We start from the raw sequence: 26096 nt of genomic DNA on the forward strand, positions 1-26096 counted from the left end.
CTTTTGATAAGTATTCAGTTGGCAGTATTCAGTTTTCAGTAACAAAATTGCTACTGAAAACTGGTTACTGAAAAAATTTATTCTTCTAATCTAACGTCTAAACCTAAACCTTTAAGTTCATGCATTAATACGTTAAATGACTCTGGTAAACCTGGTTCTGGCATAGCTTCACCTTTCACAATACTTTCGTATGTTTTAGCTCTTCCCATTACATCATCCGATTTCACAGTTAAGATTTCTCTTAAGATACTTGATGCACCATAAGCCTCAAGTGCCCAAACTTCCATCTCTCCAAAACGCTGACCTCCAAATTGTGCTTTACCACCTAAAGGTTGTTGTGTAATTAATGAATATGGTCCTATAGAACGAGCGTGCATTTTATCATCAATCATGTGTCCTAACTTAATCATATAAATGATACCCACCGTTGCTGGTTGATCGAAACGCTTTCCTGTTCCACCATCATATAAATAAGTATGACCAAATCTAGGTACACCTGCTGTATCTGTAATCTCATTAATCTGATCTAAAGACGCTCCATCAAAAATTGGTGTTGCATATTTAGTCCCTAATTTTTGACCTGCCCAACCAAGAACAGTTTCATAAATCTGACCAATGTTCATACGAGATGGTACCCCTAATGGATTTAATACGATGTCTACTGGAGTTCCGTCTTCTAAGAAAGGCATATCTTCTGCTCTTACAATACGAGCAACAATACCTTTATTACCATGACGTCCTGCCATTTTATCACCAACTTTTAATTTACGTTTCTTAGCGATGTAAATTTTAGCTAGTTTTAAAATTCCTGCAGGTAATTCATCCCCTACAGAGATTGTAAATTTTTGACGACGTAAAGAACCTTGTAAATCATTTACTTTAATTTTGTAGTTGTGAACTAATTCACCTACTAAATTATTTAATTCTTTATCTGTTGTCCAAGAACCTGTTAAATGCACATAATCATCCACAGAGTTTAACATTTTAAGCGTATACTTTTTACCTTTTGGTAAAACTTCTTCCCCTAAATCATTAAAAACTCCCTGTGACGTTTTACCACTAATAAGTAAAAACAATTTGTCTATTAAAACATCTTTTAAACCTTCGAATTTAGATACAAAAGAAGCTTCTAATTTACCAACTGCTTCTTTATCTCTTAACCTCTTGTTTTTATCCTTAACAGCTCTTCTAAATAACTTTTTATCAATTACTACACCATGTAACGATGGAGAAGCTTTTAATGATGCATCTTTTACATCACCTGCTTTATCACCAAATATAGCACGTAATAATTTTTCTTCCGGAGTAGGATCAGATTCACCTTTAGGAGTAATTTTACCAATTAAAATATCTCCAGGATGAACTTCTGCTCCAATACGGATCATACCATTCTCATCTAAATCTTTAGTAGCTTCTTCAGAAACATTAGGAATATCATTAGTTAACTCTTCAGTTCCCAATTTTGTATCTCTTACGTCTAAAGAATACTCATCAATATGAATAGATGTAAATATGTCTTCACGAACAACTTTTTCAGAAATTACAATCGCATCCTCAAAGTTATACCCTTTCCAAGGCATAAAGGCTACTTTCATATTTCTTCCTAAAGCTAATTCTCCTTTTTGTGTTGCATAACCTTCACAAAGAACTTGTCCTTCTTCTACTCTATCCCCTTTTTCTACAATTGGTTTTAGGTTGATGTTTGTTCCTTGATTCGTTTTTCTAAATTTAATTAAGTTATAAGAAACTTCATCAGATTCAAAACTTACAAGTTTTTCTTCTTCTGTTCTATCATACTTAATTGTAATTCTATTTGCATCTACATAAGTTACCTCACCAGCTCCTTCTGCATTGATTAAAATACGAGAATCTTTTGCAACTCTACGTTCTAACCCTGTACCTACAATTGGAGATTCTGGTCTTAATAATGGAACTGCCTGACGCATCATGTTAGATCCCATCAGTGCTCTATTCGCATCATCATGTTCCAAGAAAGGAATTAAAGATGCCGAAATCGATGCAATTTGATTTGGTGCAACATCCATATAATCAATCTCAATTGGATTCACCACAGGGAAATCACCCCCTTCACGAGCAATCACTCTTTCAGCAACAAAACTTCCATCTTCATTTAATTCTAAGTTAGATTGAGCAAATTTCATTCCCTCTTCTTCCTCAGCACTTAAATAAGTAGGTTCTACTGTTTCTACAACACCCTCATTCACTTTTCTATACGGAGTCTCAATAAATCCTAAATTATTCACTTTTGCAAATACAGAAAGTGAAGAAATTAAACCAATATTTGGTCCCTCAGGAGTTTCAATCGGACATAAACGTCCGTAGTGAGTATAGTGAACATCACGTACCTCAAAACCAGCTCTTTCTCTAGATAAACCACCAGGTCCAAGTGCAGATAATCTACGCTTATGTGTAATCTCTGCTAATGGATTCGTTTGATCCATAAACTGAGATAATTGGTTGGTACCAAAGAATGAATTAATTACAGATGATAATGTTTTTGCATTAATCAAATCGATAGGTGTAAACACCTCGTTATCACGTACATTCATACGTTCACGAATTGTTCTAGCCATACGAGCTAAACCAACACCAAACTGACTTGCTAATTGTTCTCCAACAGTTCTTACACGTCTATTAGATAAGTGATCAATATCATCTACCTCCGCTTTAGAATTGATTAACTCAATTAAATATTTTATAATAGTAATAATATCTAATTTTGTTAATACCTTTTGGTCAATCGGTTCATTTAACTGAAGTTTAGTATTCATTCTAAAACGACCAACTTCACCTAAATTATATCTTTGTTCAGAAAAGAATAACTTATCTATAATACCTCTTGCAGTCTCCTCATCTGGCGGTTCTGCATTACGTAATTGTCTATAAATATGCTCTACTGCTTCTTTTTCAGAATTGGTAGGATCTTTCTGTAATGTATTATGAATAATAGCATAATCTGCCATATCGTTATCTACTTTATGTAGTAAAACGGTTTTAGCACCTGCTTCTATTATTTCATCAATGTGTTCTTTTTCTAAAATAGTATCACGATCAAAAATAATTTCATTTCTTTCGATTGATACAACTTCTCCAGTATCTTCATCCACAAAATCTTCATGCCAAGTTTTTAAAACTCTAGCAGCCAATTTGCGACCTAATACTTTTTTTAATCCAGCTTTTGAAACCTTCACCTCTTCTGCAAGGTCAAAAATCTCTAAAATATCTTTATCTCTTTCAAAACCGATGGCTCTGAATAATGTTGTTACTGGTAATTTTTTCTTTCTATCAATATAAGCATACATTACTTGATTGATGTCGGTAGCAAATTCTATCCAAGAACCTTTAAAAGGAATTACCCTAGCTGAATATAATTTTGTACCATTTGCATGGAAAGATTGTCCAAAGAATACACCAGGAGACCTGTGTAATTGAGAAACTACAACACGTTCTGCACCATTTATTACAAAGGTACCAGAGTTAGTCATATAAGGTATTGTACCAAGATAAACATCTTGAACAATAGTTTCGAAATCTTCATGTTCTGGATCTGTACAGTACAATTTTAGACGTGCCTTTAAAGGGACACTGTGCGTTAAACCTCTCTCAATACATTCTTGTATAGAATATCTTGGTGGGTCTACGAAGTAATCTAAAAATTCTAAAACGAATTGATTTCTTGTATCTGTAATTGGAAAGTTATCCATGAAGGTTTTGTACAAACCTTCTTCACCTCTTTCTTCTGCCTTAGTTTGAAGTTGGAAAAAATCTTGGAAAGATTTTACCTGAATATCCAAAAAATCTGGATATTCCTTAATCATTTGAGAAGTAGCGAAGTTGATTCTTTCAGTAGTGTTTTTCGTTGCCAAAAGAGAATATTTTTTTGATTAAAATCTGAAATAAAAATAAAAAACGAATATATACACAAAATGGTTTAGGTCTAAAAACGTTAGTTCTTAGTACCTAAACCTAAATTTGTTTTCCCGTTTCGAATACTCGAACTCGGGACAAAATGCTTACTTAAGCTCTACCTCAGCTCCAGCTTCTTCTAAAGATTTTTTAAGACCTTCAGCCTCATCTTTAGATACACCTTCTTTTACTGCTGCTGGTGCGCTATCTACGATACCTTTAGCTTCTTTTAATCCTAAACCAGTTAATTCTTTAACTAATTTTACAACTGCTAATTTAGAAGAACCTGCTGCTGTTAAGATAACATCAAATTCAGTTTGCTCATCTGCTGCGTCTTCTCCTGCTGCTGCTGGACCTGCTACTGCTACTGCTGCTGCTGCTGGCTCAATACCATATTCATCTTTTAAAATAGTAGCTAATTCATTAACTTCTTTTACTGTTAAGTTAACTAATTGCTCTGCGAAATCTTTTAATTCTGCCATTTTAATTTTGTTTTAAAAATTTTGTTTATTATAGTTTATTTGTGCGCGTAATTATTTTTCAGATAATGTTTTAATAATACCTGAAAGTGTTTGTCCACCAGACTGTAATGCTGAAATAACATTTTTAGCTGGAGACTGTAATAATCCAATGATTTCTCCAATTAACTCTTCTCTAGATTTAATATCTACTAAAGCACCTAATTGATCATCTCCGATATATACAGATTCTTCTGCAAATGCACCTTTTAATAAAGGTATACTTCCTTTCTTTCTGAAATCTTTGATTAATTTTGCTGGCGCATTTGCTGCTTCAGCAATCATCATTGATGTATTACCTTTTAATACTGTTGGTAAGTCTCCAAAATCTTTATCTGAAGCTTCCATTGCTTTTGCAAGTAATGTATTCTTAACAACTGATAACTGAACTCCTGCTTTAAAACAAGCTCTACGTAAATTAGAGGTAGTTTGAGCATCTAAGCCAGAAATATCTGCTAAATATAATGTGTTAGTTCCTGCTAATACTGCTGTTAAATCTTGTATTACTTGTGATTTCTCTTCTCTAGTCATAATTATAAGTTTTAACGTATTAAACAGCTTTCACCTCAACAGCAATACTAGGACTCATAGTACTAGACATAAAAACGCTTTTTACATACGTTCCTTTTGCAGTTGTTGGTTTCAACTTAATAATTGTTTGAATTAACTCGTTTGCATTTTCTTCAATTTTCTTAGCATCAAAAGATACTTTTCCAATTGCTGCATGAACGATACCAGTTTTATCAACTTTAAAATCGATTTTACCGGCTTTTACATCTGTAACAGCTTTTGCAACATCCATTGTTACGGTACCAGTCTTTGGATTTGGCATTAAACCTCTAGGACCTAAAATTCTTCCTAAAGGACCTAATTTACCCATAACACTTGGCATCGTAATAATTACGTCTACATCTGTCCATCCTCCTTTAATTTTTTGAAGGTACTCATCTAACCCAACATAATCTGCACCTGCTGCTGTAGCTTCTGCTTCTTTATCTGGAGTTACTAATGCTAAAACTTTTACATCTTTACCTGTTCCGTGTGGTAATGTTACAACACCACGAACCATTTGATTTGCTTTACGAGGATCTACTCCTAAACGTATAGCTAAATCTACTGATGCATCAAACTTTACATTAGTAATGTCTTTGACTAGCGCTGAAGCTGCTGCTAAATCATAAGACTTAGAGCTATCTACCTTTGCGTAAGCTTCTTTTTGCTTTTTTGTTAATTTTGCCATTTTACTACTTTTTATAAAGTTTATGCTGGTGCATTACCTTTTACTGTTAATCCCATAGAACGTGCTGTACCTGCAATCATACGCATTGCTGAAGAAATTTCAAAGGCATTTAAATCTACCATTTTGTCTTCTGCAATTACTTTAATTTGATCCCAAGTAACTGATGCTACTTTTTTCCTGTTTGGTTCTCCTGAACCTTTTTTAATTTTGGCTGCTTCTAGTAACTGAACTGCTGCAGGAGGAGTCTTTACAAGAAAATCAAATGATTTATCTTTGAAAACAGTAATAACAACAGGTAAAACTTTACCTTGTTTGTCTTGCGTTCTTGCATTAAACTGTTTACAGAACTCCATAATGTTAACACCAGCAGCTCCTAAAGCAGGTCCAACCGGCGGCGATGGATTCGCTGCGCCTCCCTTTACTTGTAACTTAACTACTTTACTAACTTCTTTTGCCATTTTAAAAATGTTTAATGATTTACTTTTAGTTGGAAGCCAAAAAATAAATCGATATCAATATATATTTGTGTAACAATTATATTTTTTCTACTTGCATATAACTTAACTCTAATGGCGTTTTTCTTCCGAATATTTTTACCATTACTTCAAGCTTACGCTTTTCTTCATTCACTTTTTCTATGGTTCCATCAAATCCATTAAAAGGACCGTCAACAACTTTTACAGTTTCACCAATATTAAAAGGAATTGCAATATTTTCATCTTGTATTGATAGCTCATCAACTTTACCTAACATTCTGTTAACTTCAGCCTTACGCATAGGAACAGGTTCACCACCTTTTACTTCTCCTAAAAAACCAATAACACCTGTGATACCTTTTATTACGTGAGGAACTTCTCCGGAAAGATTAGCCTCTACCATAATGTAACCAGGAAAGTAAACTCTTTCTCTATTTACTTTTTTTCCATTTCTAATCTGAACAACTTTCTCTGTAGGTACAATTACCTGACTTACATAATCAGATAATCCAACTCTAGAAATTTCAGTTTCTATATAAGCTTTTACTTTATTTTCTTGTCCTCCAATGGCTCTAACAACATACCATTTCATTACTGAATCTGCCGCCATAATTAGTTAGCGAATATGTTAAAAAAGTTATCTAAACCTGTTTGAAAAACATAATCTATACCAGCTACCGCTAAAGCAAATACAATTGTAAATACAGCAACAGTTACTGTTGTTTTTTGAGCTTCTTCTTTAGACACCCACGTCATATGGCTGCTTAATTCTTCAAAAGAATCTTTGATATATTGTATAAATTTCATTTTTCTTTTATGTTTTATTGCACGGGCGGAGAGATTCGAACTCCCGACAGCTGGTTTTGGAGACCAGTGCTCTACCGCTGAACTACGCCCGTATTATTTTCATTATTAAAGGCGTTCCGTTAAAAACGGAACACCCTTATAATTTATATATTAATAAACTAAAATTCTTAGTCTAATAATTCAGTAACCTGACCTGCTCCAACTGTTCTACCACCCTCACGGATTGCGAAACGTAAACCAACATTTAATGCGATTGGTTGAATTAAATCTACTGTAATAGTTAAGTTATCTCCTGGCATAACCATTTCAACTCCATCAGGTAAACTAATAGTACCTGTAACATCTGTAGTTCTTACATAGAACTGAGGACGATAGTTGTTATGGAATGGAGTATGACGTCCACCTTCTTCTTTTTTAAGAACATAAACTTCTGCCTTAAATTTACCATGAGGAGTTACAGAACCTGGCTTACAAATTACCATTCCTCTTTTTATATCTTCTTTTGCAATACCTCTTAATAAGATACCTGCATTATCTCCAGCCTCACCTCTATCTAAGATTTGACGGAACATTTCAATACCAGTAATAGTAGAAGTCATCTTTTCAGCTCCCATACCAATAATATCTACAACATCTCCTGTGTTAGCAATACCAGTCTCAATACGACCTGTTGCTACAGTACCACGCCCAGTAATAGAGAATACATCCTCAACTGGCATTAAGAAATCTTTATCAATCTCTCTTAAAGGCTCTTCAATCCAATCATCAACAGCTGCCATTAACTCTAAAACAGTATCAACCCATTTTTGCTCACCATTTAATGCACCTAATGCAGATCCTGCAATTACCGGTCCATTATCACCATCATATTCATAAAAAGAAAGTAATTCTCTTACTTCCATATCTACTAATTCGATTAATTCTTCATCATCAACCATATCCACTTTATTCATGAATACAACCATACGAGGAATACCAACCTGACGACCTAATAAAATATGCTCTCTAGTTTGAGGCATTGGTCCATCCGTTGCAGCAACAACCAAAATTGCACCATCCATTTGAGCAGCACCTGTTACCATGTTCTTTACATAATCCGCGTGACCTGGACAGTCAACGTGCGCATAGTGACGATTAGCAGTTTGATACTCTACGTGAGAAGTGTTAATTGTAATACCTCTTTCTTTTTCTTCTGGTGCATTATCAATCTGATCAAAAGATCTAGCTTCAGAGAATCCTGCATCAGCTAATACTTTAGTAATAGCCGCAGTTAAAGTTGTTTTACCGTGATCTACGTGTCCGATAGTACCAATGTTTAAGTGTGGTTTCGAACGGTCAAAAGTTCCTTTTGCCATAATTATTGATTTTAATTCTTAGTTTAATTATATTTAGTGTGTAATGATAAATATTAAATGAGCCAGCGATGGGATTTGAACCCACGACCTCATCCCTACCAAGGATGCGCTCTACCAACTGAGCTACACCGGCTTGTTGATAAATTTGAGCGAAAGACCGGGTTCGAACCGGCGACATTCAGCTTGGAAGGCTGACGCTCTACCAACTGAGCTACTTTCGCAATAATATGTAAATTGTGGGGAGAGCAGGATTCGAACCTGCGAAGACGTAGTCAACGGAGTTACAGTCCGTCCTCGTTGGCCGCTTGAGTATCTCCCCTTTAATTTACTATTTTAATGAACTTTATTGCTTTCGCAATTTTTGTTGCTTTTGAGCCGATGGAGGGACTCGAACCCACGACCTGCTGATTACAAATCAGCTGCTCTAGCCAGCTGAGCTACATCGGCTTTTGTTGCAAAAAAACAACCCGCTATTTCTAACGGATTGCAAATGTACGAAGTTTTTTTACTTTTCAAAACTTTTTACAAACTTTTTTGCTTTTTTTTTCAAATTTATGAAATTAATGAGTCTCGAAGCTTCTCTTTAGATCTTTTTAATTGTCTTTTTAAATTATCAACAGCAGAGCTAATGCCTTCTTCAAAGGTTTTAGTCTCTCTTTTTACAATTAAGTCACTACCTGGTATATTTATTTTTACTTCTGTTATTTTATTTTCTTTATCACTTGTTTTTTGAACTTTTAAAAAAACTTCTGCATCTACTATCTTATCGTGAAACTTAATTAAAGTTTCGACTTTATCTTCTGCGAACTTTACTAATTCTTGATCTGCGTTAAAATTGACTGATTGAACGAATACTTTCATACATTATTCTTTTTTATGGCTCCTAGGGTGAGCCTGGTTATATACTTTTTTTATTATATCAAGACTATTTTGAGTATAGACTTGTGTTGAAGCTAAAGAAGAATGCCCTAGCAACTCCTTAACCGAATTTAAATCTGCCCCTTCATTTAATAGGTGTGTTGCGAAAGAATGCCTTAAAATATGTGGGCTTTTTTTCTCCTTCGATGAGACTTGACTAAAGTAAGTATTAATAATTCTGTAAACAAGAGTTTCATAAATTTTATTTCCTTTCTCTGTAATAAAAAGTTCATCTAAACCAATTGAAAATTCTTGTTTTAATTCTAAATACTTGTTTACTGTTTGAATTACAGAATTTAACAGCGGTATAAAACGCTCTTTATTTCTTTTTCCTAAAACTTTAATCGTTTTATCTGATAAACTAACATCTCTTTCTTTAATATTAATTAATTCTGCTCTACGAATCCCTGTTGAATAAAATAATTCCACAATTAATTTATTTCTAATAGCTGTAAAATTGGTATCTGCTTCTATTTCTATCTGGGTGATTACCGCATTAATTTCTTTTGAAGTAAAAGGAACTTGAACTCTTTTTTCTGTTTTTAAGGCTTTATGTTTAGATAACGGGTTTCCCTCTATTTGTTTTGTCTTCTGTAAAAATTTAAAAAACGATTTTAAAGAACTTACTTTTCTATTGATAGTTCTATTGGATATTTTGGAATCTACTAGAGAAACAATCCAGCTTCTAATTTGGGGATAATGAACTTCTAATAAATTCTCTTGACCATACTCCGACTCTAAAAAATCTCTAAATGAAATTAAATCGTTTTTGTAAGCCGTAACTGTATGTATAGAATATTTTTTTTCTAAAGACAGATATTCTAAAAAAGCATCAATCAAATTATTAGTTATTAAGGGTTAGTAAAACTACAAAAAATTGAACACAAAAAACCCGTATTGAAAAATCAATACGGGTTTTATTTCTTAGAATTAAGTAGAGATCCCAATAAAAACTGGAATTAATTCAACTTACAATTTTAAGTGCACCCTAAGGGTTTCTTAAAATTGAGTTTCATTAACCTACTTCTTCTTGTGTTCTTAATCTCTGAACGTAAGAAGCTTTAATTCTTTGAGCTCTGTTTGCTACAGAAGGTTTTGTGAAGTTCTTTCTAGCACGCAAGTTTTTCATCGTTTTTGTACGATCAAATTTTCTTTTGTAACGTTTTAAAGCTCTATCTATATTCTCTCCTTCTTTAATTGGTATAATTAACATAAGTTGGCACCTCCCTTCATAGTCTCTTTATATTTTAGAATAGTATTTAAACTATTATTTTTATTTTTTGGATTGCAAATGTAATTACAAATTATGAATTGACAATTAGTTATTACACTATTTTTTAAACAAGCAATATGCGTTAGGGATTGAATGGACTGTTTGAGCTCTTTTGTTTTGATAAAAACAAAAAGCGAGTAATGAAAGCCCTACCTTTAGGGAACGCCCTTAAAAGAGTGTTCAGTGTTCAGTGTTCAAAAATAAAAATTTTGAAGTACTTATACCTACAAGGTTTTGGAAACCTATTGTGAATTTTATGTTGCTGGTTTATATTCTTTCTTATCGATGACCATTTTTGCGATGATCTCTTTTAAGATTTCTGAAGTTCCACCTCCTATTGTACCTAATCTACTATCTCTTAGTAAACGTGCCATCGGATACTCTTCCATATAACCATAACCACCTAACATTTGTAGTGCATCGTTTATAACTTCGTCTGCCATTTTTGTTGACAGTAATTTAGACATGCTTGCTTCTTTTACCACGTATTGACCGTCGTTTAAGCGTTTTGTAATTGAGTAGTTGTATTCTTTACACATATCTACTCTACTTGCCATTTCTGCAATTTTGTGTCTTAATACTTGAAACTTATCTAAAGATTTACCAAATGCTACACGTTCTTTCATGTAATTCAGGGCATAATCCAATGCAAATTCTGCTCTTGCATGTGCATTTACCCCCATCACTAAGCGTTCTAAGGCAAAATGTTGCATTATATAAGGAAACCCTTTTCCTTCTTCTCCTAATAAGTTTGTAACCGGAACTTCTACATTGTCAAAAGCAATTTCTGCAGTATCTGAGGCTTTCCAACCTAATTTTTCTAACATGGTTGCTGAGAGTCCTTTTGACGCTCTGTCTACCACAAAAATACTAATTCCTTTATATTTATCTGAAGGATCTGTTTTTGCTGCAACAATTAAATAATCTGAAAGGAATCCGTTTGTAATAAACGTTTTTGAGCCGTTTAAAATATACTTGTCTCCTTGTTTAATTGCTGTAGAGCGCATGCCTGCAACATCAGAACCTCCAAATGGTTCTGTGATACACATACAACCTATCATATCTCCTTCTACACTTGGTACTAAATATTTATTTTTGATAAAATCATCTCCTTCTTCAGCAAGGTGCGTCATTGCCAAATATTCGTGTGCCCACATTGCTGCCGCAAAACCACCTGAATTAACTTTCTGTAATTCTTCTAAAAAGATAACGGTATAAAATAAATCTAAATTTAATCCTCCGAATTCTTCTGGAGTATTTAATCCAAAATACCCCATTTCTCCGAATTTCTTCCAAATAAAACGTTCTACGCTACCTTCTTTTTCCCATTTATCTATATGAGGAATTACTTCTTTTTTCAAAAACTCTTTAAAACTTGTACGGAAAGCTTCGTGCTCTTCAGTAAAATACATACTGTTCATAAGCCAATAAATGTGTTTGTTGTTTTGTTATTCAGCCACCAAATATAAGACTATTCTATCATATTTGTCTAAGGGAAAATCCTTGATATTTTTTAATTCTGAAATATTTTGAAGTTCAGCCACTTCATCTCTGTATTCAAAAATCTTTTTGCACAGCGAATAATCGATATAAGGATTCTTTAGAAGCTCTTTAAATGTTACAGTATTTACATTTATTTTATTGATAATTGGTTTCTCTACTATTTTAAACTTTGATAAGACTTTGTTTGCCACTTCTTTTTCTAAACCCCAAACTTCATTTAGTTGATTTTCGAAAGAGAAACCTTGTAATTTAGCACGATATTTTACAATTCGCTCTGAAAACGCCTCTCCGATTCCACTAATTGTTTTAAAATCTTGGACAGTTGCTTTGTTTATATCTATAGTTGAAACTTTCTTTTCTTGCTTTTTATAATAAGTTTGCTCTCTACCTTCAAATGACGAATTAGATTTTTGTTTTACAACCCATTCTGGAAATTTAAAATACGGTGAAATCTTATTTAATAAAGAATCTGAAATTTTGGTTACTTTTTGAAACTCTATTTTAGAATTGACAAACTTATTCGTTTTTCTAAACGCTAAGAGTCTATCTATTTCATCTAAAGACATGCCCAATTGTTCTCCTTTATTATCTGTAATATAATTCGGGTTAAAAGGATACGTTTTAGGTTTTCTTTTCTCTATTTCAATAGCTTGTAAACTATCTATTTGTTGATGAAAGGATAAAACTTCTTTAGAATTTACAGTTGTGCTTTCATCCGAAGAAAAATCACTAAAAACAATAACAATTTGTACAATAAGGATAAGTATTACTAAAAAGAAAACCCCATTTCTTTGGCTTTTGTTGTACCAGAAATGGGATTTAAAAAAATTCATTTTGTTATTATTTATTTTTTACTTCTATGACCAATTGCTGTTAGATATTTTTTTAACTCAACTTTTACTTTGGGTGCCAATAAGAGTAACCCAATAACATTAGGAAATACCATAGCAAATATCATTGCATCAGAAAATTCTATTACAGAACCTAAACTAGAAGAGGCACCAATTACCACAAAGATTAAAAATAATGCTTTATAAGTAATATCCACTATTTTACTTTTCCCAAATAAATATTTCCATCCTTGAATACCGTAATAAGACCAAGAAAGCATTGTAGAAAAAGCGAATAAAATTACAGCAATGGTTAACAAAATAGAAAAATTAGGAATTGCAGAATCAAAAGCAACAGAGGTTAAATCTACCCCTCCTAAATGTTTGCCTGTAGCATTCATAATTACATTACCTCCTTCATCTAAATTTGAGTAATTAAATAAGTTATTTTTTAAGTTGGTTACCACAATTACCACAGCTGTCATTGTACAAATGATTACTGTATCTACAAATGGCCCAATTGATGCCACAATACCCTCACTCGCAGGAAACTTAGTTTTCACTGCTGCATGCGCAATAGATGCAGATCCAACACCGGCTTCATTTGAAAAAGCTGCTCTTTGAAACCCAACAATCATTACTCCTATTAAACCACCTACAACTGAAGTTTGACTAAAAGCTCCATTCCAAATTTGAGCTATTGCATCTGGCAGTATGGAAAGATTCATGATGATAATTACCAAAGAAGCACCTACAAACATAATTCCCATAAAAGGAACTACTTTTTCAGTTACCTGTCCTATTCTTTTAATTCCTCCTATAATTACAATACCAACCAAAACAGCCATTAAAACCCCAAAGAAAAACCCAGAATCTAAACCAAAAAGTTGTTTAAATTGTGCTGCTGCTTGATTAGACTGAAACATGTTTCCTCCACCAAATGAGCCTCCAATTACAAAAACTGCGTAAAACCCTGCTAAAACTTTACCAAATCCACCTAAGTTTTTTTCTTTTAATCCTTTTTTTAGGTAATACATTGGACCTCCATATATTTTTCCGTCCTCACCCACTTCTCTATATTTTACACCTAAAGTAGCCTCTACTAATTTTGTCGACATTCCTAAGAAACCGGCAACAATCATCCATATTGTTGCACCAGGACCACCAATTGCAATAGCAACTGCCACCCCTGCAATATTACCCAAACCTACTGTTGCAGACAATGCCGCTGTTAAGGCTTGAAAATGTGTAACCTCACCTATTACTCCTTCTGCTTGTATACTTTCAAAAACATCTCCACCAGGAGTTGCATCTCCTGCGGCTATATCAACCGAGTGATGATCTATCTTATCATATTTACCTCTAGTTGCATGAAAAGCGACACCTAATAAGGTGATATTAGCAAATTTAAAATACAATGTAAAAAATAATGCTCCAAGTAATAAAATAATAATTACGATTGGAACATCTATACCTACAATTGAAATTGGATAAAAAACTACGGAACTAACAGCATCTGCAAAAGGCTTAAATTTTGCTTCTATTTTTTCATCCATCGATGCCTCTTGTGCAAATGAGAACATTGGGATTGCTAATAAAAGTAGTGAAAGAAGTTTTTTATTCATAATTTATTTTGATTAATTTTTAAATAGTAGCTTGCAATATCTTAAAAAAAAGCCCTTTCAACAACTTTTTATGCATTAAAAGTGATTTTACACCAATGCTTGTTTAAATATCTGTAAATTTTCTTTGAATGATTTTGGGTAAAACGCCAACTCTTTATTTGCCTTAGATAAATCGAAACCTGTTTTTTTAGGTCTTAGTGCAGTTTGATTTAAAGTGGATGTAGAAATAGGCTTAATCAAGTTTTTATCTAAATCAAAAGCAACTGCAACTTGTTGCGCTATTTCAAAAACACTTAATAATTCGTTTGATGAAATATTAAAAATCCCAGTCGCTTTTTTATCCATAGAAATCTTACACGCTAGTGCCAAATCCTCTACACAGGTTGGCGTTCTAAACTGATCATTAACAATAAAAATTTCTTCACCTTTATCTAACATTTCTCTTACCCAAAGCACAATATTATTTCTACTCATGTCAAATACTTTACCATACACCAAAATAGTTCTTAAAATAGTGTAATTTATTTTTGATTTGGTTAAAATTTCTTCTGATTTCAATTTAGAAAGTCCATAATAATTTAATGGATTTGGAGCGTCTGTTTCTTTATAATTTCCTTTTATTCCATCAAAAATAAAATCTGTAGAAAGATGAATTAAATGTGCATTTATTGACAATGAAACTTCTGCTAACCATTTTACAACAGAAACATTTAGTAAATCACAAGCTTCTTTATTTCTTTCACAATAATCTACTTGAGTCATTGCTGCCGTGTTTATAATAAAGTTTGGTTGAATTTCTAAAATTGTTTTTTTAAGATTGACTTCGTCTGTTACATCCATAGAAATATAAGAAAAATCATTTCTACCACTTCTATTCTCCCCTCTTGATAAGCCAAAAACTTTATATTTGTCTTTTTCTTGAAGTAATAATTCTAATAAAGATTGACCTAACAACCCATTACTTCCAGTAATAACAACTTTATGCATAAATAAATAGATTCTTAATTTTATATTTTTTACTTAAATGGTCTTATTTTAAGTTTTAATATATAACGACAAAAAACTTAAAATAGTTTTCTTAATTTTATTATTTGACTTCGTCTACCCAAAACTATTAAATGAGAGCCTTCAATTAATTTACAATCTGCTTCCGGATTTATAATATACTCTTTATTAGGACCTATAAAACCAATAACAGTACAACCTGTTTGTTTTCTTAAATCTAAATCTAAGAGCGTTTTATTCAAATATTCTCCTGGCAAATCATTAACCGCTACTTCTTCTAAATTTGCTGTTGTTTCTCCTTCAATGGTTAATCTGTCTACAAACTCAATAACATCTGGCGTAGTTACCAAAGAAGCCATATGATCTCCCCCTAACTTATCTGGCATAATAACATTGCTTGCCCCCGCTATCTTTAACTTGCTGTAAGAAGATTCATTTGATGCTCTACTTATAACTTTACAATCTTTATTTAACTGACTTACCGTTAAAACAACAAATAGATTATTAGCATCTGACGGTAAAGCCGTAATTAAATAAGATGCCTTTTCTATACCCGCAGCTTGCAAAGTTTCGTCTAAAGTAGCATCTCCATTAATATTTAAGATTTCTAAAGAATCTAAAATCTCAGTTCTTTCCTTGTTTTTTTCAACTACAACAAAGTCTTTATTATAATTAGTTAATTTTAAAATTGCTTGTTTTCCATTTCTACCATAACCACAAACAATGGTATGTCCTTTTAAATTGGCTATTTTTTTCTCCACTTTTCTGTGCTTAAAATGTTCAAATAATCTACCGCTCACTAAATATTCTGAAAAGGCTGAAACGGCATACCCAAAAACAGTAATACTAGTTAAAATTAAAAATATAGTAAAAACCTTTTCTTCTGCAGAAAATGGTCTTAACTCTCCAAAACCAACAGTTGTAACTGTTATTACGGTCATATACAGTGCATCTACAAAAGTATAATGAGAAAGCAACATATACCCAATTGTACCTATTGCTATAATAGTAACAACTAAAAATAATGTTTTATTGATTTTAGAATCTAATACCTTTATTTTCATATACTATAAGTCAAATACTGAACTTCTTTTGGTATACAACATATCTTTTAACTTTAATAAAAACGCCATCGTTAAATAAAAACCAAAAGACAAACCTACTGTAAAAAAGGTAACATAAATAAAAAACAATCGCACATTTAATGCTCTCATACCTATTCTATCAGCTAATCTTGATGAAACATGAAATCCATTTCTTTCAAAAAAGTGTCGAATATTATCTATCATTTAGGTTGTAATATTTAAATGCAAGATAGTATTTTATCAATTGATAACAACACTTTTTAGTTTACTGTTTTTATTAAAACCAGAACTTTACAAAAAGTTTAAGACTAAAAGCGTTTACCAATCTTCCTTAAATTAAAATTGGTTTCTTTAACTTTGCCTTTTCCAAAAAACATCTCATTTGAAAGACCAAGAATATATAGAAGTATACGGAGCAAGAGTGCATAACTTAAAAAATATTGATGTAAAAATTCCTCGTGAAAAACTAGTTGTTATTACCGGTTTAAGCGGAAGTGGAAAATCTTCTTTAGCTTTTGACACTATTTATGCCGAAGGACAAAGACGTTATATAGAAACCTTTTCTGCATATGCCCGTCAGTTTTTAGGTGGATTAGAACGCCCTGATGTTGATAAAATTGACGGACTTTCTCCCGTAATATCCATAGAACAAAAAACGACTAACAAAAGTCCGCGTTCTACCGTGGGTACCATTACAGAAATTTACGATTTTTTGCGATTATTATTTGCTAGAGCTGCCGATGCTTACTCTTATAATACGGGAGAAAAAATGGTCAGTTATTCTGATGAACAAATTAGACAACTTATTTTAACCGATTTTGCTGATAAAAAAATTGCCGTTTTAGCACCTTTAGTAAAATCTAGAAAAGGACATTATCGCGAACTTTTTGAGCAAATATCTAAACAAGGTTTTTTACGTGTTCGGGTTGATGGAGAAATTAAAGAAATAGAAAAAGGAATGCGTTTAGACCGATATAAAACGCATGATATAGAAGTTGTTATAGACAGGCTTTTAATTAATGAATCCGCAGAAAAACGCTTAGAAGAAACCATAAAAACGGCCTTGTATTCTGGGAATAACATTATGATGGTTATTGATATTGATGACAATAATCCCCGTTATTTTAGTAGAGAATTAATGTGCCCAACATCGGGTATTGCATATCCAAACCCAGAGCCTAATACGTTTTCGTTTAATTCACCAAAAGGCGCTTGTGATAAATGTAATGGATTAGGAATTACAAATGAAATTAACTTAGAAAAAGTAATTCCAGACAATACAATTTCCATTCAAAATGGAGGAATCATTCCGTTAGGAGCACAAAAAAGCAGTTGGATTTTTAAACAATTAGAAAATATTGCAGAGCGTTATCAATTCAAATTAACAGATCCTATAAAAAACATCCCTAAAGAAGCCTTGGACGTAATTTTAAATGGTGGAAACGAATCTTTTGAAATTGAATCTAAAGCAGCCGGAGTTACCCGAAATTATAAAATAGATTTTGAAGGAATTATTTCTTTCATAGAAAACCAATACATAAGTGCAGAAAGCACTACTATAAAACGTTGGGCAAAAGGTTTTATGGATGAAGTTTCTTGTTCTACCTGCGGTGGAAAAAGACTAAAAAAAGAAGCACTTCATTTTAAAATTATCGATAAAAACATTAGTGATTTAGCGCAAATGGATGCTACTGAACTTGCAAAATGGTTTAAAAATATTGAAAAAAGTTTATCAAAAAAACAACTAATTATTGCTGCTGAAATTTTAAAAGAAATTAGAACCAGAATTCAGTTTCTTCTAGATGTTGGTTTAGATTATTTAACACTAGACAGAACCTCTAAATCTCTTTCGGGTGGAGAAGCACAAAGAATACGTTTGGCAACTCAAATTGGATCTCAATTAGTTGGTGTTTTGTATATTTTAGATGAACCAAGTATTGGATTACACCAAAGAGACAATCAAAAATTGATAGATTCTTTGGTAAAACTTAGAGATATTGGTAATTCTGTTTTAGTGGTAGAACATGATAAAGACATGATGGAACACGCAGATTTTGTGTTCGATATTGGTCCTGGAGCAGGAAGACATGGTGGAGAAATAGTCAGTTCAGGAACTTTTGAGGAATTAAAAAAACAAAATACCTTAACAGCAGATTATTTAACAGGAAGAAGAGAAATTGCGGTTCCTAAAGTTCGTAGAGAAGGAAATGGAAAATTCATCAAACTAAAAGGAGCTACAGGAAACAACTTAAAAAATGTTTCGGTTGAGTTTCCTTTGGGAAAAATGATTTGTGTAACCGGAGTATCGGGTAGTGGAAAATCTACCTTAATAAACGAAACTTTATACCCTATTTTAAACGCTCATATATATAGAGGTGTAAAAAAACCGATGCCTTACAAGAAAATTGAAGGCCTAGAGCATATAGATAAAGTAATTGCTATTGATCAATCTCCTATTGGAAGAACTCCACGTTCTAACCCTGCAACCTATACAGGAACTTTTGGAGAAATTAGAAGTCTGTTTGCAAAAACACCAGAAGCAGCAATACGTGGTTACAAACCTGGTCGTTTTTCGTTTAATGTAAAAGGCGGACGTTGTGAAACTTGCCAAGGAGGTGGAGTTAGAGTTATTGAAATGAACTTTTTGCCAGACGTACAAGTAGAATGTGAAACTTGCCATGGAAAAAGATTTAACAGAGAAACTCTAGAAATTAGATACAAAGGAAAATCTATTTCTGATATTTTGGATATGACTATTGAAGATGCCACTAATTTCTTTGAACTAATCCCTAAAATACACCGAAAACTAAAAACCATTAAAGATGTTGGATTAGGGTATATAACCCTCGGACAACAATCTACCACTCTTTCTGGAGGAGAAGCACAACGTATTAAATTGGCATCTGAATTATCTAAAAGAGATACTGGTAACACTTTTTATATTTTAGATGAACCTACAACCGGACTTCATTTTGAAGACATTAGAGTTTTAATGGATGTTCTAAACAAACTAGCAGATAAAGGAAACACCATTTTAATAATAGAACACAATTTAGATGTAGTAAAATTAGCCGATTATATTATTGATGTTGGTATGGAAGGTGGAAAAAAAGGTGGAAAAATTCTATGTACTGGAACCCCAGAAGAAGTAGCAAAACACAAAACGAGTTACACTGCTAAATTCCTTAAAAAGGAATTAAACTAAAAATTAACTATAAGGAAATAGTTGTAATGTTGAAAAAGAACTATTTTAGCAAGCATTTCTTTTTTGAAAAAAAGGAACTATATAAAATTTAAAAAATTATAGAGCATGACAAATGACGATAGAAAAATAAAAGAAAAATTACAAACAAAAACCTGGAATGAAATAAAAACAAATGATTCTTGGGCTATTTTTAAAATAATGGCAGAGTTTGTAGAAGGTTATGAAAAATTAAGTAAAGTAGGACCTTCTGTATCCATTTTTGGTTCCGCAAGAACAAAACCAGATAATCCACATTATATCTTAGCAGAAGAGATTGCATACCAACTTACACAAAATGGATATGGTGTTATAACTGGTGGAGGACCTGGAATTATGGAAGCAGGAAACAAAGGTGCCCATAGAGGAAAAGGAAGCTCAGTTGGTTTAAATATTGAACTCCCTTTTGAGCAACATGACAACCCGTGGATAGACCCAGGAAAAAGTTTAGATTTCGATTACTTTTTTGTTAGAAAAGTAATGTTTGTAAAATACTCGCAAGGTTTTGTAGTAATGCCTGGTGGTTTTGGAACGATGGATGAACTTTTTGAAGCCATTACCTTAATTCAAACACATAAAATTGGTCGTTTCCCAATTATTTTGGTTGATAAAAAGTTTTGGGGTGGTTTATTCGATTGGATAAAAAACACACTTCTTGAAGAAGGAAATATTAGTGAAAAGGATTTGAACCTTTTTAGATTGGTAGATACTGCTGAAGAAGCTATAGAACATCTAAATAACTTCTACGATAAATACCACTTTAAACCTAATTTCTAGAGAATTAAAATAATTTCAACTTTTATAAAGCCCGTCTTCTTTCACAAGATAGGCTTTGTAAAATGAACCACTTATAAACAATAAAGATTTATTTGAAAAATCGTTATTACATATTACTAATATGCTTACTAGCAACCTCTTTTGTGTTTTCGCAACAGAACTCTATCAGCATAAAATCTAAATTAGATACAGAAAAAGACGAGTTAAAAATTCAACAAGAAATTATTTTTTACAACCCTTCAGATTCTATATTAACAAAAGTTTACCTGCATAATTGGGCAAATAGCTACAGAGATAGAAAAACACCTTTATCTAAACGTTTTATTAAAGATTTTAGAAAAGATTTATACTTTGCTAAAGAAGAAGAATTAGGTTCATCAACCATAAAAAGTCTTTATGTAGATTTTGAAAACGTTTTTTATAAAGAACTTGACAAACAAGCAGACATACTAGAAATTCAACTTGACAGACCTCTATATCCTAATTCTAAAATAACCATATCTATTACCTATATTATAAAAATGCCCAATGCTCGTTTTACAAAATATGGTAAAACAAAAACAGGGTATCATCTTAGAAATTGGTATTTAACACCAGCAATTTATAACAAAGGTTGGCAATTAATGAGTAATTTAAATTTAGATGATTTATACGAAAAAGGCACTGATTTTAAAATTGAAATAGATGTTCCTAATGCATTTATTGTAGAATCTAATTTATACCAATATAAAACTAAAAAAGAAAAAACAAACAGTTACTATTTAGTTGGAAAAAACAAAACAGATGTTATTATTGGAATTAACAAAACAAAGCAACTAAAAACCTACACTACAAAAACAGTTACTGTACATACAGATGTTTTCTCTAAAGAATTAGACTTTAATTTAACAACAAGCATCTTAAATAGAGAACTACTTTTTATTCAAAAATACTTAGGAAAATACCCTCATGTAGAAATTTTTATTGATAAAGCAACTCAAAGTAAAAACCCTATCTATGGTTTAAATCAATTACCTAGTTTCTTACGCCCATTTTCCGATACTTTTAAATGGGATATTACGATGTTTAAGGCACTAACAAAAAGGTATATAGAAAATACCTTACTCTTAAACAAAAGAAAAGATTACTGGCTAATAGACGGAATACAAAACTATTTAATGATCGAATATGTAGAAGAATATTACCCCGAAGTAAAACTTTTAGGTAAAGTTTCTAATTCTTGGTTTGCAAAAAGATTTAATATTTCTAAATTAGATTTTAATGATAAATATCCTTTTGTATACCAGTTTACGGCTCGTAAATTTTTAGACCAAGCATTAAATACTTCTGCAGATTCTCTTTCTAATTTTAATAGAAAAATTGTTAGTAAATACAAAGCAGGTTTAGGGCTTCGCTTTTTAAAAGGTTATTTAGGTGATAGTATTTTAAACAATACAATTCAAGAGTTCTACCAAAACAACCAATTAAAAATAATTTCAAGTAATAAATTTAATCAATTACTTTCTTCTAAAACTACTAAAAATTTAGATTGGTTTTTTAACGATTTTGTAAAAACAAATAAAAAAATAGATCATAAAATTGAAAAAATAAAAATTGGAAAGGACAGTATTTCTGTAACTATAAAAAACAAAAGAAACCTAACAACTCCCTTAGCTATTTATGCTATCAAAGACAAAGAAATAAAATTAAAAAAATGGATTTCTAATGTTGACAGTTCTAAAATTGTTAAATTTAAAAAAGGTAATTACGATACTTTTGTTTTAAATTATGAAAATTTGTATCCAGAGTTAAACACTTTAAATAACTGGAAAAAAATTGACAAAAAAATACTTAACAAACCAATTAAGCTTTCTTTTTTAAAAGATGTAAGTAGCCCAAATTACAATCAAATTTTTTACCAACCAGATGCGAATTACAATTTTTATAACGGTTTAATTCTGGGTGTTAAATTACACAATAGACCCCTAATAAAAAGAAACTTCGAATTTAAAGTATCTCCTTATTACGCAACAAAAAGCAATACAGTTATAGGTAGTTTTTCTTTACTTTATAATCAATATTTCGAAAAAACAAAAATTTACAGAGTCGCTTATGGGCTATCTGGTGGCACATCAGACTATGCAGCAAACCTCTCTTACAAATCTTTTACTCCGTTTGTAGATATTACTTTTAAAAGAAAAACCTTAAGAGATGTTTCTTCAAAGTCCCTTAGAGCAAAATTAATTCATATAGAAAAAGAGATTGCCCCAGATGCTATTAAAACAGATCAAGATAAATATAGCATTCTTAGTCTAAGTTATAATTATTCTAACCCAGACATCATTAAAGAATTTAGATACAATTTTAGCACAGAATTTGCTAAAAATTTCTCTAAAGCTTCCTTAGATCTTAGATTTAGAACTTTAACAACTTCAGATACCCAATTAGATTTTAGGTTTTTTGCAGGTCTATTTTTTAAAAATAAAACTGAAGGGGATTATTTTAATTTTGGCTTAGATAGAAGTAATGATTATTTGTTTCAATTAAATTACTTGGGGAGATCAGAAAGTTCTGGTTTTTTTAGTCAGCAATATATCATAACCGAAGGAGGATTTAAATCTGTGCTTCCTACACGATTTGCAAATCAATTTATGGTTTCTAATAATTCTAGCATTGGATTATGGAGATGGATAGAGGTTTATAATGATGTAGCTTTCTTAAAAAACAAAAACCACCCGTTATATTTTGCTTATGAAAACGGAGTTCGTTTTAACTTTGTACATGAGATTTTCGAAATTTACTTTCCCTTCTACTCCAACAATGGTTGGGAAGTATCTCAAGCAGCCTACCCACAAAAAATAAGATTTTCATTATCTGCAGATTTAAAATCTATTTATAACTTTTTTAAACGTGGATTTTATTAAATTAACAACAATTAGTTTTGTTTTTATTTGAAATATTTTCAACAAAAACAATATAATTCATATAAATTTTACATAATTCTTAATAAATATTTATATTTTTCAATATCAACTAAAAAAACTATCTTTGTAAGACCTTAAAAATCTCATAAAAATGTTGCAGGAAACACCTATAGAGAATAAACAAAAACTTTCATTTCAAGATTTTAAAACTGAAGTTTTAAATGATTATAGAATTGCTAAAATTAGTAGAGAATGCAGTTTATTAGGCCGTAGAGAAGTTTTAACAGGTAAAGCAAAATTTGGAATTTTTGGAGACGGAAAAGAGGTTCCACAACTAGCAATGGCTAAAGCTTTTAAACTGGGCGATTTTAGATCTGGTTACTATAGAGATCAAACTTTTATGATGGCTATTGGAGAATTAACTCCACAACAATTTTTTGCTGGCTTATACGCACATACAGATATTAAAGCAGAACCAATGTCTGCTGGTAGACAAATGGGTGGGCATTTTACCACACACAGTTTAAATGATGATGGTAGTTGGAAAGACTTAACAAAACAATATAATTCTAGCGCAGACATTTCACCTACAGCAGGTCAAATGCCTCGTTTACTAGGCTTAGCACAAGCGTCTAAAATATACAGAACAGAAAAAAGTGTACAACATAAATCTAAATTTTCTACAAACGGAAATGAAGTTGCATGGGGAACCATTGGAAACGCAAGTACCAGTGAAGGTGTATTTTTTGAAACTATAAATGCAGCTGGAGTTTTACAAGTACCAATGTTAATGAGTGTTTGGGATGATGAATATGGAATTTCTGTTCACGCAAAACACCAAACAACAAAAGAAAGTATTTCTGAAGTTTTAAAAGGCTTTGAGAGAGACCACACCAAAAATGGTTTAGAAATCTTTGTTGTAAACGGATGGGACTACGTTCAATTAGTTGATGTTTATAACAAAGCAGCGAAAATTGCACGAGAAGAACATGTGCCTATTTTAATACATGTAAAAGAACTTACACAACCACAAGGTCACTCTACCTCGGGTTCTCATGAAAGATACAAAGGAAAAGAAAGACTTGCATGGGAAAAAGAACATGATTGCATTACTAAAATGCGACACTGGATTTTAAATTTTGAACTAGAAACAGAAACAGGAGAAGTTTTACGCTTTGTAGAATCTGAAGAAGAGATTATTATTCTAGAAAAAAAAGCTAAAAAAGAGGTTGTTAGCGCCAAAAGAAATGCCTGGAACGCATTTATTAATGAAATAAAATCAGAAGTAAATACTGCCACTCAATTATTAGAAAAAGTTGCTAACAAAAGTAAAAATAGCAGTTTTATCAATAAACATATAAAAGATTTAATTTCTATTGTAGAACCAACTAGAAAAGATGTTTTATCTACTGCAAGAAAAACACTTCGTTACTTAAAAGATGAAAGTTTTGCAGAAAAAATACTGCTTCAAAATTTCATAAAAAACTCATTAAAAGTTGCTGAAGAAAAATTCTCATCACACCTGCATAGCGAATCTAGTTTTAACGCTTTAAACGTGCCTAAAAAGCTACCTGTTTACGCTAAAAATAAAACTTTAGTTGATGCACGAATAATCATGAGAGATAATTTTGATGCCATTCTAAAAAAATACCCTGAAGTAATTATTTTTGGTGAAGATGCTGGTTTTATTGGTGATGTAAATCAAGGATTAGAGGGGCTTCAAGAGAAATATGGCGAAACTAGAGTTGCAGATACAGGTATTAGAGAAGCAACGATTATAGGCCAAGGTATTGGTTTAGCACTGCGTGGTTTAAGACCAATTGCAGAAATTCAATATTTAGATTACCTACTTTACGCTCTACAAATTATGAGTGATGATTTAGCAACTTTACACTATAGAACTTTTGGTAAACAAAAAGCGCCATTAATTATTAGAACTCGTGGCCATAGACTAGAAGGTATTTGGCATGCTGGTTCGCCAATGGCAGGAATTATAAATAATGTTAGAGGAATTCATGTATTAGTACCAAGAAACATGACAAAAGCAGCAGGGTTTTACAATACATTACTAGAAGGAGACGAACCTGCCTTAGTTATAGAATGCCTAAATGGTTACCGATTAAAAGAAGAATTACCCATAAATTTAGGTGATTACAAAACACAAATTGGCGTTGTAGAAACAATTAAACAAGGTACCGATTTAACAGTTGTTTCTTACGGATCTACATTAAGAATTGTTGAGCAAGCTGCAAAAGAATTACTACAAGCAGATATTAATATAGAAATTATAGATGCACAAAGTTTATTGCCTTTTGACATAAATCATGATTGTGTAAAAAGCTTAGAAAAAACGAATAAGTTATTAATAGTTGATGAAGACTTACCCGGTGGAGCTTCTGCTTACCTTCTGCAAAAAATAGTAGAAAACCAAAATGGTTACATGTTTTTAGATAGCAAACCCGCAACTTTAACCGCTAAAGAACATAGAACAGCGTATGGTACAGATGGAGATTATTTTTCCAAACCATCTGCAGAAGATATTTATGAGAAAATTTATGAAATGATGAATGAAGCAAACCCTAGTAAATATAAAAGTTTGTATTAATAGATGTT

At 31.9% G+C, this 26096-nt stretch carries 21 protein-coding genes and 5 tRNA genes; 4 read left to right on the forward strand and 22 right to left on the reverse strand.

The features are described from left to right. Nucleotides 1-77: 77 nt before the first annotated feature. From rpoB to MPF19_RS07210, 22 genes are all read right to left on the reverse strand, one after another. Nucleotides 78-3887 carry a DNA-directed RNA polymerase subunit beta gene (gene rpoB / locus MPF19_RS07105; RefSeq protein WP_203394026.1) on the reverse strand — a complete coding sequence of 1270 codons (3810 nt, stop codon included), beginning with the start codon at nt 3885-3887 and terminating at the stop codon, nt 78-80. A 147-nt stretch (nt 3888-4034) separates the two neighbouring features. Continuing rightward, entirely contained in the window at nt 4035-4409 is a 375-nt protein-coding gene (gene rplL, locus MPF19_RS07110) for a 50S ribosomal protein L7/L12 (protein ID WP_203394025.1), read from the reverse strand. A gap of 51 nt (nt 4410-4460) precedes the next feature. Next, nucleotides 4461-4976: a 50S ribosomal protein L10 gene (gene rplJ / locus MPF19_RS07115; protein WP_203394024.1), complete on the reverse strand. Its 516-nt coding sequence runs from the start codon at nt 4974-4976 to the stop codon at nt 4461-4463. A 19-nt stretch (nt 4977-4995) separates the two neighbouring features. Beyond that, entirely contained in the window at nt 4996-5685 is a 690-nt protein-coding gene (gene rplA / locus MPF19_RS07120; protein ID WP_203394023.1) for a 50S ribosomal protein L1, read from the reverse strand. 20 nt (nt 5686-5705) lie between these two features. Continuing rightward, entirely contained in the window at nt 5706-6143 is a 438-nt protein-coding gene (gene rplK, locus MPF19_RS07125) for a 50S ribosomal protein L11 (protein WP_068450837.1), read from the reverse strand. A 76-nt stretch (nt 6144-6219) separates the two neighbouring features. Then, nucleotides 6220-6771, reverse strand: coding sequence for a transcription termination/antitermination protein NusG (gene nusG / locus MPF19_RS07130; protein ID WP_203394022.1), 552 nt, complete (start codon nt 6769-6771; stop codon nt 6220-6222). Between the two features lie 2 nt (nt 6772-6773). Further along, the gene (gene secE, locus MPF19_RS07135) at nt 6774-6968 is read right to left on the reverse strand and encodes a preprotein translocase subunit SecE (protein ID WP_203394021.1); all 195 of its coding nucleotides are present in this window, start codon (nt 6966-6968) and stop codon (nt 6774-6776) included. A 20-nt stretch (nt 6969-6988) separates the two neighbouring features. Then, nucleotides 6989-7060: transfer RNA gene (locus tag MPF19_RS07140), tRNA-Trp, on the reverse strand. A 75-nt stretch (nt 7061-7135) separates the two neighbouring features. Further along, nucleotides 7136-8323 (reverse strand): elongation factor Tu, encoded by a 1188-nt coding sequence (gene tuf / locus MPF19_RS07145; RefSeq protein WP_203394020.1) that lies wholly within the window; start codon nt 8321-8323, stop codon nt 7136-7138. A gap of 60 nt (nt 8324-8383) precedes the next feature. Next, a tRNA-Thr gene (locus MPF19_RS07150) sits at nt 8384-8456 on the reverse strand. Between the two features lie 15 nt (nt 8457-8471). Then, nucleotides 8472-8544, reverse strand: a tRNA-Gly gene (locus MPF19_RS07155). Nucleotides 8545-8560: 16 nt separating this feature from the next. Then, nucleotides 8561-8642 (reverse strand) — tRNA-Tyr (locus MPF19_RS07160). Nucleotides 8643-8696: 54 nt separating this feature from the next. Then, nucleotides 8697-8770: transfer RNA gene (locus MPF19_RS07165), tRNA-Thr, on the reverse strand. 105 nt (nt 8771-8875) lie between these two features. Beyond that, nucleotides 8876-9184, reverse strand: coding sequence for a ribosome hibernation-promoting factor, HPF/YfiA family (hpf, locus tag MPF19_RS07170; RefSeq protein WP_203394019.1), 309 nt, complete (start codon nt 9182-9184; stop codon nt 8876-8878). Nucleotides 9185-9187: 3 nt separating this feature from the next. After that, complete coding sequence (locus MPF19_RS07175) at nt 9188-10081, reverse strand: tyrosine-type recombinase/integrase (RefSeq protein ID WP_249987459.1); 894 nt, start codon at nt 10079-10081, stop codon at nt 9188-9190. Between the two features lie 175 nt (nt 10082-10256). Further along, on the reverse strand, nt 10257-10454 hold the full coding sequence (gene rpsU, locus MPF19_RS07180; RefSeq protein WP_036822200.1) for a 30S ribosomal protein S21: 198 nt from the start codon (nt 10452-10454) through the stop codon (nt 10257-10259). 314 nt (nt 10455-10768) lie between these two features. After that, the gene (locus MPF19_RS07185) at nt 10769-11935 is read right to left on the reverse strand and encodes an acyl-CoA dehydrogenase family protein (RefSeq protein ID WP_203394018.1); all 1167 of its coding nucleotides are present in this window, start codon (nt 11933-11935) and stop codon (nt 10769-10771) included. 27 nt (nt 11936-11962) lie between these two features. Beyond that, on the reverse strand, nt 11963-12850 hold the full coding sequence (locus MPF19_RS07190; protein WP_249987461.1) for a ComEA family DNA-binding protein: 888 nt from the start codon (nt 12848-12850) through the stop codon (nt 11963-11965). A gap of 11 nt (nt 12851-12861) precedes the next feature. Continuing rightward, the gene (locus tag MPF19_RS07195) at nt 12862-14472 is read right to left on the reverse strand and encodes an alanine/glycine:cation symporter family protein (RefSeq protein ID WP_249987462.1); all 1611 of its coding nucleotides are present in this window, start codon (nt 14470-14472) and stop codon (nt 12862-12864) included. Between the two features lie 87 nt (nt 14473-14559). Beyond that, complete coding sequence (locus MPF19_RS07200; protein ID WP_203394015.1) at nt 14560-15459, reverse strand: SDR family oxidoreductase; 900 nt, start codon at nt 15457-15459, stop codon at nt 14560-14562. A gap of 77 nt (nt 15460-15536) precedes the next feature. Continuing rightward, nucleotides 15537-16541 (reverse strand): potassium channel family protein, encoded by a 1005-nt coding sequence (locus MPF19_RS07205; RefSeq protein WP_203394014.1) that lies wholly within the window; start codon nt 16539-16541, stop codon nt 15537-15539. Nucleotides 16542-16544: 3 nt separating this feature from the next. Next, nucleotides 16545-16766: a PspC domain-containing protein gene (locus tag MPF19_RS07210; RefSeq protein WP_249987464.1), complete on the reverse strand. Its 222-nt coding sequence runs from the start codon at nt 16764-16766 to the stop codon at nt 16545-16547. 178 nt (nt 16767-16944) lie between these two features. On the opposite strand from MPF19_RS07210, the gene uvrA reads away from it, so the two are divergent. The 4 genes from uvrA to MPF19_RS07230 all read left to right on the forward strand — a co-directional run bounded on the left by uvrA (nt 16945) and on the right by MPF19_RS07230 (nt 26088). Next, nucleotides 16945-19767: an excinuclease ABC subunit UvrA gene (gene uvrA / locus MPF19_RS07215; protein ID WP_249987466.1), complete on the forward strand. Its 2823-nt coding sequence runs from the start codon at nt 16945-16947 to the stop codon at nt 19765-19767. A 105-nt stretch (nt 19768-19872) separates the two neighbouring features. Next, on the forward strand, nt 19873-20580 hold the full coding sequence (locus tag MPF19_RS07220) for an LOG family protein (RefSeq protein ID WP_203394011.1): 708 nt from the start codon (nt 19873-19875) through the stop codon (nt 20578-20580). Nucleotides 20581-20723: 143 nt separating this feature from the next. Next, nucleotides 20724-23483: a gluzincin family metallopeptidase gene (locus MPF19_RS07225; RefSeq protein WP_249987468.1), complete on the forward strand. Its 2760-nt coding sequence runs from the start codon at nt 20724-20726 to the stop codon at nt 23481-23483. Between the two features lie 151 nt (nt 23484-23634). Next, nucleotides 23635-26088, forward strand: a complete 2454-nt coding sequence (locus MPF19_RS07230; protein ID WP_249987470.1) for an alpha-ketoacid dehydrogenase subunit alpha/beta — start codon at nt 23635-23637, stop codon at nt 26086-26088. Nucleotides 26089-26096: the final 8 nt, after the last annotated feature.

The organism is Polaribacter sp. Z014 (genome assembly GCF_023555435.1).
GTDB lineage: Bacteria > Bacteroidota > Bacteroidia > Flavobacteriales > Flavobacteriaceae > Polaribacter.